Genomic DNA, 10,434 nt, shown 5'->3' with positions numbered 1-10,434 from the left:
GCAACGGCGGCGACCCCGGCACGCTCGGCACCGGCGGCACCGGCGGGGCGGCCGGGGTCGGCGGGACCGGCGGCACGAAGGGCGCCGACGGCACCGCGGGCACCGCAGCCACCTCCGGTGGTAACGGCGGTAACGGCGCGGCCGGCTTCAGCGCCACCACCGCCGGCGCCGCCGGCGGTAAGGGCGGCGCCGGTGGTGACGGCGGTGCGGTCGGCAACGGCGGCAACGGCGGCGCCGGCGGCAACGGCGCGGATGGAGTCACCAGCGTCTCCGGGAACGGCACCGACGGTGGAGACGGAGGCAACGGTGGCGACGGCGGCAACGGCGGCCTGACCTCCGGCACGGCCGGTAGCGGCGGCAACGGCGGGGCCGGCGGAGCCGGCGGTGACGGCGCCGACGGCAACGCAGCAACTCCGGACGGCGGTTCCGGTGGTTCCGGTGGTGACGGTGGTATCGGTGGCGCCGCCGGCACAGGTGCGGTCAGCGGTGCGACCGACGGCACGGACGGCAACGGCGGCAATGGCGGCGACGGCGGCCAGGGCTGGGACTCTGGGATCTCCGCCCTCAACGGCGGCAACGGCGGTGACGGCGGCGCCGGTGGCTCCGGTGCCGTCGGCGGTTCCGGCGGCACGGGTGGCGACGGCGGCGACGGCATCGCCGGTGTTTCCGGCCCCAGTGCCAGGGACGGTTCGGATGGCGGTCGCGGCGGTAACGGCGGTGCCGGTGGCGCCTCAACCGTGGGCGGTCTGGCCGGTGACGGTGGCGATGCCGGTAACGGCGGTATCGGTGGTGATGGCACCGCTGGCGATCTACTCAGGCCGGATGGTGGTGCCGGTGGCGACGGTGGCGACGGTGGCGTCGGCGGTGCGGCCGGCGGTCCCGGGGCGACCCAGGGCACCGACGGCGACGGCGGCAACGGCGGCAACGGCGGCGCAGGCGGCACCGGCCTGGTCGGCGGCATCATCCAGGGCGGTAGCGGCGGCGCCGGCGGCAACGGCGGCGCGGCCACCACGGGCGCCGGAGGCACCGGCGGTACCGGCGGCAACGGCGGCGACGGCCGGTCCGGCCTCACCGACGAACTCGGTACGAAGGGCGGCAACGGCGGCGCCGGCGGCAACGGCGGCACGTCGGTCTCCGGCGCTGCCGGCGACGGCGGCGACGGCGGCAACGGCGGCAACGGCGGCAACGGCGGCAACGGGGCCACGCCCGGCAATCCCGGTCGCGACGGCGGAACCGGTGGCAACGCCGGCGCCGGCGGCAACGGCGGCACCTCCACCACCGGCACCTCCGGTGACGGCGGCGACGCCGGCCTGGCCGGCAACGGCGGCAACGGCGGCAACGGTGGCGTCGGCGTGAACGGCGTCAACGGCGTCAACGCCGGCGACTCCGGCACCAGCGGCACCGACGGCGGTGCCGGCGGAACCGGCGGTGACGGCGGCGCGGGCGCGGCCGGCGGCACGGGATTGATCGCGGGTGCGGACTCCCAGGGCGGAGACGGCGGCGACGGCGGTGCGGGCGCCAACGGTGGCAACGGCGGCAACGGCGTCGCGGGCGCCAACGGCGTCAGCTCGCCGCTGGTCGCAACCGGCGACGGTGGCAACGGTGGCAACGGCGGCAACGGCGGCAACGGCGGCAACGGCGGCAAGGCCGGTGCCGGCGGCGGCAGCGCCACCGCGGGCACCGAGGGCGCGGGCGGCGACGGCGGTGATGCCGGCAACGGCGGCACCGGCGCCAATGGCGGTAACGGCGCCAGCGGCACCTTCGTCAGCACCCTGGCCAGGCCCGGCGGCAAGGGCGGCGACGGCGGCGACGCCGGCGTCGAGGGCGCCGGCGGAACCGGATCCACCACCGGCACGGATGGAACGTTCGGCAACGGCGGCGACGGTGGCGACGGCGGCAACGGCGGCAACCTCAGCGGCCAGCGCAACCGCGGCGGTGACGGCGGCGCCGGCGGCAAGGGCGGCAGCGCGACCGGCGGCAACGCCGGCGACGGTGGCGACGGCGGCAACGGCGGCTTCAGCGGCCCGGGTGCGGTAGGCGACGGAGTCAGCCGCGTCGACGGCCTCGAAGGCCGCGAGGGTGCCAACGGCGGCAAGGGCGGCGACGGCGGCAGCACCACCTCCGGAGTCGCCGGCGACGGCGGTATCGGCGGCAACGGCGGCACCGGCGGCATCGGCGGCGCCGGATGGAACTCCACCGATCCGACCAACCAGAACGGCCGCGGCGGCAACGGCGGCACGGGCGGTCTGGGCGGCAACGGCGGCGGCGGCGGCAACGGCGGCGCTTCGGTGTCCAACAACGGCGGACTGGGCGGCGACGGCGGCAACGCCGGCAACGCCGGGGCCGGGGGTGCGGGCGGCAAGGGCGTCGACGCCACCACCACCACAGCGGCGGGCGTCGGCGGCAACGGCGGCAACGGCGGCAACGGCGGAACCGCCGGCCTGGGCGGCAACGGCGGCGCCTCCACCACCGCCACCGGCGGCAACGGCGGTGACGGCGGCAACGGCGGCAACGCCGGACAGCCCGCCGACGGCGGCAACGGCGGGGCCGGGGCCGATTCCGGCACCACTGCCTACCGCAACGGCGCCAACGGAGGCAACGGCGGTGAACCGGGCACAGCGACCACCGGCGCCTTGGGCGGTTCCGGCGGGACCGGCGGCGCGGGCAACGGCAGCGACGGCGCCAAGGGCACCGACGGGGCCGCGGCCGTGGCGCCGGCCGGCAACGGCGGCAACGGCGGCGCCGGCGCCAGCCTGACCAACCGTGGCGGCGGAATCGGCGGCAACGGCGGCAACGGCGGGGCCCTGGGCAGCGGCGGCAACGGCGGTGACGGCGGATCGAGCACCAGGACCGATGGCACCAACGCCACCGCTGGCGCCGGCGGCAGCGGCGGCAACGCCGGTGCGATCGCCGGCAACGGCGGCAACGGCGGCAACGGCGGCAGCGCCAGTGCAACCGGCGACTCCGCCCGCGCCACCGCCGGAAAGGGCGGCGACGGCGGTTCGACGACCGTCGGGACCGCCGGGGCCGGCGGTAACGGCGGCGACGCCACCTCCGCCGCCACCGGCATCTCCGGGAACGAAGCCATCGGCGGTGCCGGCGGCAACGGCGGCGCCGGCGGTGCGACCGGCGGCGCCGGTGGCAACGGCGGGAAGGCGACCTCGACCAATCTGAACTCCGACTCCCTTGGCGGCGACGGCGGCAAGGGCGGCACCGGCACCACCGGCGACGGCGGGGCCGGTGGCACCGGCGGCGACGCCTTCGCCTACGGCAGGGAAAGCAACAGCCAGGCCGGAAACGGAGGTGACGGCGGGGCCACCACCGACGGCACCGGCGGCAAGGGCGGAAACGGGGCCTACGCCTACTCCGAGGACGGCGACGGCTACGCCGGGAACGGCGGGGCGGGCGGTGCCTCGACCAACGGCAACGGCGGCAACGGCGGCGACGGCGGGGCGGCGCTGTCCGACACGGTGTCCAACTTCACCGGTCTGGACGCCCTGGGCGGCAACGGCGGTGCCGGCGGCGCCGGCGGCATCAACGGCGGCAACGGCGGCAACGGCGGCGACGCCTCCGCTCCGACGCTGAATGCCGGTGCTGACGCCACCGGTGGCAACGGCGGCAACGGCGGCACCGGCGGAACGGGCAACGGCGGCAAGGGCGGCAACGGCGGTGTGGCCATTTCCGACGACCGGATCACCACCTCCACCGGCTCCACCGGCGGCAACGGCGGCAACGGCGGTGACGCTCTGGCCACCGGCAACGGCGGCGACGGCGGCGCGGGTGCCCTCGCGCTGGCCTTCAACGGCAAGGCCACCGGCGGCTCTGGCGGCGACGGGGGCAACAGCGCTGCCGGCGACGGCGGCAACGGCGGCGTCGGCGGGTTCGCCGACTCGCAGCGCACAACTGCCAGCTCTAGCGTCTTTGCCACCGGCGGCAACGGCGGCACCGGCGGCACCGGCACTGCCGGCGGCGACGGCGGCGATGGCGGCGGTTCGTACACGGCCGGCGCGTTCCCGTCCACCGGCGGCAACGGCGGCGACGGCGCCGCGGTCGGCGGCCTGGGCGGAGCGGGCGGCACGGCGAACTCCGGCGGCGGTGGCACCACCACCGACGGCACGCCGGGAACCAACGCCTAACGGCAAAAGCACTGTGGGCCCGGGCTTTACGCCCGGGCCCACAGTGTTTTCCAGGGCCTAAGGCCCTGCTTTCTAGGCTTGAGCCAGTCGGCGCAGAGCCGGCACCAACATCCCCAGCGCCCGCCCGCGGTGCGAGACCGCATCCTTCTCGGCCGGGCTCAACTGTGCGGCGCTACGACCGCCCCCGGGGCTCTCCCCCTCGGGAATGAACACCGGGTCATAGCCGAACCCGCCCTCCCCCAACGGTTCTCGCGCAATGACGCCGGGCCACTGCCCGCGTACCACGACGACGTCATCAGCACCGGGCCCGGTCACCAGCGCGCACACCGACACGAACGCCGCACCGCGCCGGTCGTCGGGAACGTCACCCAACTGCGCCAGCAGCAACCGGTAGTTGGCCACATCCTTGTCGGCGTCCACCAGGCCGCCCGACCACCGCGCCGACAGCACGCCCGGCATCCCGTTGAGTGCCGCCACCGCGATCCCGGAGTCGTCGGCCAGCGCGGCGATCCCGGTGGCCGCGAACGCATCCCGGGCCTTGGCGAGGGCGTTCTCCTCGAAGGTGGCGCCGGTCTCCGGCGCTTCGTCAAACGGCGGGACGTCGTCGAGGCTCAGTAGTTCCAGGCCGGTGATCCCGGCGGCGTCGAGCACCCGGTTCAGTTCGGCGAGCTTCTTGCGGTTGCGGCTGGCGACCAGCAGCCGCCCCCGCACGCTCACGACCCGAACGCCTTCTTCGGCGGCGGGCCCTCCGGCAGCTTGCCCGGATACGGCAGCGCCAGCGCCTCGCGCTGCGCGGCGAACAGCGTCTGGCAGCCGGCCATCGCGGCGTCGAGCAGTTTGTCCAGCGTCGATCGCGGGAACGTCGCACCCTCCCCGGTGCCCTGCACCTCCACGAACGTCCCGGTGTCGGTGACCACCACGTTCATGTCCACCTCGGCGCGGGAGTCCTCCTCATACGGCAGGTCCACCCGCACCCGGCCGTCCACCACCCCGACGCTGACCGCGGCGATCGCACACGACAGCGGCATGGGGTCGGACAGCTTGCCCGCCGCCGCCAGGTAGGTCACCGCATCGGAGAGCGCCACGTAGGCGCCGGTGATAGCCGCGGTGCGGGTGCCGCCGTCGGCCTGCAGCACGTCGCAGTCCACGGCAATGGTGTTCTCCCCCAACGCCGCAAGGTCGATGCACGCCCGCAGCGAGCGTCCCACCAGCCGGCTGATCTCCTGGGTCCGCCCACCGAGGCGGCCCTTGACCGCCTCCCGGTCCGAGCGGGTGTGGGTGGCCGCGGGCAGCATCGCGTACTCGGCGGTCAGCCAGCCCAACCCGGAGCCCTTGCGCCAGCGCGGCACCCCCTCGGTGACGCTGGCGGTGCACATCACCCGGGTCTCGCCGAAAGCCACCAGCACCGAACCGGCCGGGTGCGTGGTGAATCCGCGGGTGATGACCACCGGCCGCATCTCATCGTCGCGGCGTCCGTCCTGTCGTGAAGTCACGACGAAACCCTAACGCCTCAGGCGCGCCGGATCTCCATCGTCTCGCCGGGCACCACCGCGTGCACCGGGCCGTCGAACTCCGCCTTGGCCTCGCTGATGACGTCCTCCCGGGAGGTCCACGGCGGGATGTGGGTCAGCAGCAGTTCGCGCGCCCCGGCCCGTTGGGCCACCCGGCCGGCCTCGGCACCGGACAGATGCAGGTGCGGGGGGCGCTGCGGGGAGTCGGTCCAGGAGGCCTCGCAGAGGAAAACGTCGGCGCCCCCGGCCAGTTCGATCAGCGACTCGCAGTACCCGGTGTCGCCGCTGTAGACCAGGGTCGCGCCGTCGGGGTCGGTGATGCGCACCCCGAAGGACTCGGTGGGGTGGCAGACCAACCGCGGCAGCACCCGCAGCGCCCCGATGGAGACCTCCCGGCCGTCGGCCCACTCGATCACCTCGAAGACGTCGCTGAAGTCGTCGAGGTCGCCGCCCCCGAGCGGGGACGACGCCGACGCCAGCCGGGTCCAGGTGTCGCGGGGCCCGTAGATCGTGCCCCGTTCGGTGGCCGGAGTCGGGTGGTAGCGCCGCCAGACGAACAGCCCCGGCAGGTCCAGACAGTGGTCGGCGTGCAGGTGCGACAGCAGCACATGCACCTGGTTGGGATCGGCGTGGCGCTGCAGCGCGCCCAGGACTCCCCCGCCGAAGTCGATCACCAGCGGAGGGGTGTCCGCGGCGGTGAGCAGATAGCCCGAGGCCGGCGAATCCGGCCCCACGACACTGCCCGAGCAGCCCAGGACCGTGATGCGCACGGTTTCAGCTTGCCACGTGACGGATGGGAAGGATGGTGCTTTTACAGGCGGTCGATCACGGCGATCGGGTCGGTGCCCGAACCCCGGTGACCACCGGGCCCAGGAACCGGGTCGCCAGGTCGGTGAACGCCACCGGGTCGCCGGTGGCCTCGAACACCCGGGTGGCCGCCGCCGGCCGATCCGGGTGCGGGCGCAGCAGATCCCGTTCGGTCAGCACCCGCAGCAGGTCCTTGGCGGTCTCCTCGGCGCTGGACACCAGGGTCACCGAATCGCCCATCACCAACTGGATCACCCCGGACAGCAGCGGGTAGTGCGTGCACCCCAGAACCAGGGTGTCGACCTCGGCGCGCTGCAACGGCTCCAGATAGCCCTCGGCCAGTCCGAGCACCTGCCGGCCGCTGGTCACGCCGCGCTCGACGAAGTCGACGAACCGCGGGCAGGCCACCGCCGTCACCTCGATGTCGCGGGCGGCGGCGAAGGCGTCCGAGTAGGCCCCCGAGGAGATGGTGGCCTGCGTCCCGATCACCCCGATCCGACCGGTGCGGGTGGCCGCCACGGCGCGGCGGACCGCGGGCAGGATCACCTCGACCACCGGCACGTCGTAGCGCTCCCGGGCGTCCCGCAGACAGGCCGACGAGGCGGTGTTGCAGGCGATCACCAGCGCCTTGACGCCCCGGCCCACCAGGTCGTCGCCGATGGCCAGGGCGTGCGCCCGGACCTGCGGGATGGTCAGCGGGCCGTAGGGTCCGTGGGCGGTGTCGCCGACGTAGACGATGTCCTCGTCGGGCAACTGGTCGATGATCGACCGCGCCACCGTCAGCCCGCCCACCCCGGAGTCGAAGACCCCGATCGGGGCGAACCGGTCGCTCACGCGAGCTGTCCGGGGGCCGCGGCCTTCCGGCGGGCCCGCGCCTCCCGCTCCGGGCTGGACAGCCAGTAGGCCGCCAGCACCCCGGCGATCGCCCCGCACAGGTGGCCCTGCCAGGAGACCCCGCCGCAGCCTCGCAGCACCGGGATCGCCCCCCAGAGGATGCCGCCGTAGTAGAACAGCACCGCCAGGCTGACCGCGATCTGCCAAAGGTGGCGGGTCAGCCAGCCGAAGACCAGCAGGAAGCCCAGCCAGCCGAACACCAGGCCGGAGGCGCCGATGTGGTTGGTGTCCAGCGGGCAGCCGTCCAGGTCGCCCAGCAGCCAGGTACCCAGGCCGCCCAGGATCCAGATGATCGCCGTGGCCTTGACGAATCGGGCCATCCCGGCCAACGTCACCAGGAAGCCCAGCACCAGGGCGGGCACCGTATTGGAGACCAGGTGTCCCCAGTCGGCATGCAGCAGGGGGGCGAACAGGACACCCTTGAGCCCGCGTTCCTCCAGCGGCCGGATCCCGTTGCCGTCCAGCGCATGTCCACTCAACTGGTCGACCATCTCGATGACGTAGAGCAGCGCGATGAAGCTCAGCATCGTCGCGCCGCCGACCTTCCACGCCGGCCACTTGGTCGGCGGCGGCGGCGACGGGGTACCGGTCATTCCCAAAGGTTAACCGGCACCTGGTGGCAACGCCCCCGGCAGCACGTCGCGGTAGCCCGGGATCCCGGCCACCGACTCGGCGGCCAGCACCCCGGCCAGCACGGCGCGGGCCAGGCAGTCCGCCGCCGCCACGCCGACGGCGGTGGTCAGCGCCGTGGCCGGCAGCATCGCCGCCGGGGTGTCCGGCGACGGGTCCACCGACACCGCCCCGGTGGCCAGCACGAACACCGTGTCGCCGTCCAGGGGGGTGTGCACCGGGCGGATCGCCCGGGCCAGGCCGTCCTGGGCGGCGATGGCGACCCGACGGCAGCCCGCCGGGTCCAGTGCGGCGTCGGTGGCGATCACCGCGATGGTGGTGTTCAGCGGACCCAGGTCGCGATGCCGCGCGGCGTAGTCCGCCACCTGCGCGGCCGGCGGGGCGCCGAGCCCGAACTCCCCGGCCAGCTCGGCCATCCACGGCAGCCCGGTGGCCGGGTCGAAGACCTCCCCGGCGGAGTTCACCACGACGACCGCCCCCACCGTCACCCCCGAGTCCAGCACGGTCGAGGCGGTGCCCACTCCCCCTTTGAGCACGCCGGCCCGGGCGCCGACCCCGGCGCCGACGCTGCCCACCGCGAGGTCGGCGCCGGCCGCGGTCACCGCCGCGCGGCCGAATTCCGCTGTGGGCCTGGCCTTCCAGTCCCCGACGGGCAGGTCGAAGATCACCGCCGCGGGAACGATCGGGACGGTGCCGCCGGTCATCGCCACGCCGCGGCCCCGCTCCTCGAGCCAGTCCATCACCCCGTCGGCGGCGGCCAGGCCGAAGGCGCTGCCGCCGGTGAGCACGACGGCGTCGACGTGACGCACGGTGCTCGACGGGTCGAGCAGTTCGGTCTCCCGGGTTCCCGGGGCGCCACCCCGGACGTCGCCGGCACCAACCGTCCCCGGCGGGGCGAGCACAACCGTTGTGCCACAAGCCCATCCGCGGCCGGGCTCGTCGGCGGTACCGACGGTGGCGTTGGAGTCGAGGCGGTGGTGGTGACCCACCAGGATTCCGCCGACGTCGGTGATCGACCCGACGCGGCGTCTCGCCGGGTTCATCGGATCGGCTTGCCCATCAGGCCCAGCACCAGGTACTCCTGCAGCACCGTCAGCCACTGGTAGACGTTGAGGTGCGCGGCCATCGGGTGACCGTCGGGCAGCCGGTCCGGGCCGTCGGGTCCGATCCCCAGAATCGTGCCCAGCGCCAGCCTGATGTCGTTGACCGCCGCGATCCACGCGTTCGCGTCGTCCTCGGTCAGCTCCAACGGCCCCCCGCCGGACGGCAGGGTCTCGATGAGCCGTTGCGCGGCAGTCATTTTGGCGTCGATGATCTGGGGCTCGTGCAGGCTTCGCAGCAAGCCGTTGGAGTCCTCGCCGCGCTCTTTGATGAAGTCGGGCAGCAACCGCGCCAGCGCCCCCTCCGGCGGCGGCTCCGGGTTGCCGGTCCGGATGCCGGTCAGTTGCTCCAACGGGTCCGACGGCGCCGCGGACTGCCGGTCGTCGAGCATCTCCTGGACCGAGGTGGCCATGTTCGTCAACAACGAGACCTCATGCGGTTCCAGCGCGGAGACCAGACGCAGACCCTCGGCGGTGTCGACCCGTCTCCATTTGCGCACCGGCTCAGCGGTCCTGCTGCATGGTCGCCCACAGTCCGGCCGCGTGCAGTTTGGACACGTCGACCTCCATCGACTCGCGGCTTCCGGCGGAGACCACCGCCTTGCCCTCGTTGTGGACCTGCATCATCAGCTTGTTGGCGTGCGGTTCGCTGTAGCCGAACAGCTTCTGGAAGACGTAGGTCACGTAGTTCATCAGGTTGACCGGATCGTCCCAGACGATCGTGACCCACGGGGCGTCGGTGGCGTCGAGGACGTCGGTCTCCCGGACCCCGCTGGTGCCGGGCCGGGTCGGTGCTGTCGGAGCGCCCATGCGACCAGGATAGCGAGCGTTGACAAAACCCACCCGGGCTCCGGCCAGCCGTTACCGTTGCCGTGTGACAGGGCATGGCTCCCCGGCGCTGTTGACCGACAAATACGAGTTGACCATGCTCTCGGCGGCTCTGCGGGACGGCACCGCCCACCGGTGCACCACCTTCGAGGTGTTCGCCCGGCGGCTGCCGGAGGGCCGCCGCTACGGTGTGCTGGCCGGGACCGGCAGGTTCCTGGAAGCGTTGGGCCAGTTCGTCTTCGACGATGCGGCGCTGGCCACCGTCGCCGGCTTCCTGGACCCGGCCGCGCTGGACTACCTGCGCGGCTACCGGTTCCGCGGCGACATCGACGGTTACCCCGAGGGTGAGCTGTACTTCCCCGGCTCCCCGGTGCTTTCGGTCACCGGAACCTTCGCCGAGTGCGTGCTGTTGGAGACCCTGGCCCTGTCGATCCTCAACCACGACACCGCGGTGGCCTCGGCGGCCGCACGCGTGGTCAGCGCCGCCGACGGCCGGCCGCTGATCGAGATGGGCTCCCGGCGCACCCA

At 74.3% G+C, this 10,434-nt stretch carries 8 protein-coding genes and 2 pseudogenes; 2 read left to right on the top strand and 8 right to left on the bottom strand.

What is annotated here, in order from left to right; genetic code table 11:
* A pseudogene (locus ADBZ5U_RS11020) lies at positions 1-4,136 on the top strand (PE family protein); the annotation flags it as partial.
* Positions 4,137-4,208: 72 nt separating this feature from the next.
* On the opposite strand, the gene ADBZ5U_RS11015 reads toward ADBZ5U_RS11020, so the two are convergent.
* From ADBZ5U_RS11015 to clpS, 8 genes are read right to left on the bottom strand one after another with little or no spacing between them, the layout of a single operon-like run.
* A complete protein-coding gene (locus ADBZ5U_RS11015; protein WP_526265327.1) occupies positions 4,209-4,853 on the bottom strand; it encodes a non-canonical purine NTP pyrophosphatase in 645 nt (214 codons plus the stop codon).
* On the bottom strand, positions 4,850-5,629 hold the full coding sequence (gene rph / locus ADBZ5U_RS11010) for a ribonuclease PH (protein WP_526265325.1): 780 nt from the start codon (positions 5,627-5,629) through the stop codon (positions 4,850-4,852). The genes ADBZ5U_RS11015 and rph overlap by 4 nt, the downstream gene beginning before the upstream one ends.
* A 17-nt stretch (positions 5,630-5,646) precedes the next feature.
* Positions 5,647-6,417: a cyclic nucleotide-degrading phosphodiesterase gene (locus ADBZ5U_RS11005; RefSeq protein ID WP_526265323.1), complete on the bottom strand. Its 771-nt coding sequence runs from the start codon at positions 6,415-6,417 to the stop codon at positions 5,647-5,649.
* Positions 6,418-6,472: 55 nt separating this feature from the next.
* Positions 6,473-7,288, bottom strand: coding sequence for a glutamate racemase (gene murI / locus ADBZ5U_RS11000; protein WP_526265321.1), 816 nt, complete (start codon positions 7,286-7,288; stop codon positions 6,473-6,475).
* Positions 7,285-7,941, bottom strand: a complete 657-nt coding sequence (locus ADBZ5U_RS10995; protein WP_526265319.1) for a rhomboid family intramembrane serine protease — start codon at positions 7,939-7,941, stop codon at positions 7,285-7,287. The genes murI and ADBZ5U_RS10995 overlap by 4 nt, the downstream gene beginning before the upstream one ends.
* A 9-nt stretch (positions 7,942-7,950) precedes the next feature.
* Complete coding sequence (locus ADBZ5U_RS10990; protein ID WP_526265317.1) at positions 7,951-9,021, bottom strand: P1 family peptidase; 1,071 nt, start codon at positions 9,019-9,021, stop codon at positions 7,951-7,953.
* Entirely contained in the window at positions 9,018-9,578 is a 561-nt protein-coding gene (aosR, locus tag ADBZ5U_RS10985; RefSeq protein WP_526265315.1) for an oxidative stress transcriptional regulator AosR, read from the bottom strand. The genes ADBZ5U_RS10990 and aosR overlap by 4 nt, the downstream gene beginning before the upstream one ends.
* 4 nt (positions 9,579-9,582) lie before the next feature.
* Entirely contained in the window at positions 9,583-9,888 is a 306-nt protein-coding gene (clpS, locus tag ADBZ5U_RS10980; protein ID WP_526265313.1) for an ATP-dependent Clp protease adapter ClpS, read from the bottom strand.
* A 115-nt stretch (positions 9,889-10,003) separates the two neighbouring features.
* Here clpS and ADBZ5U_RS10975 point away from each other — a divergent pair.
* A pseudogene (locus ADBZ5U_RS10975) lies at positions 10,004-10,434 on the top strand (nicotinate phosphoribosyltransferase); the annotation flags it as partial.

The sequence above is a fragment of the Mycobacterium sp. genome (assembly GCF_040398885.1).
Taxonomy (GTDB): domain Bacteria; phylum Actinomycetota; class Actinomycetes; order Mycobacteriales; family Mycobacteriaceae; genus Mycobacterium.
The sequence above is the reverse complement of the archived record's forward strand: the minus strand, read 5'-3'. Positions and strand labels throughout refer to the sequence as shown.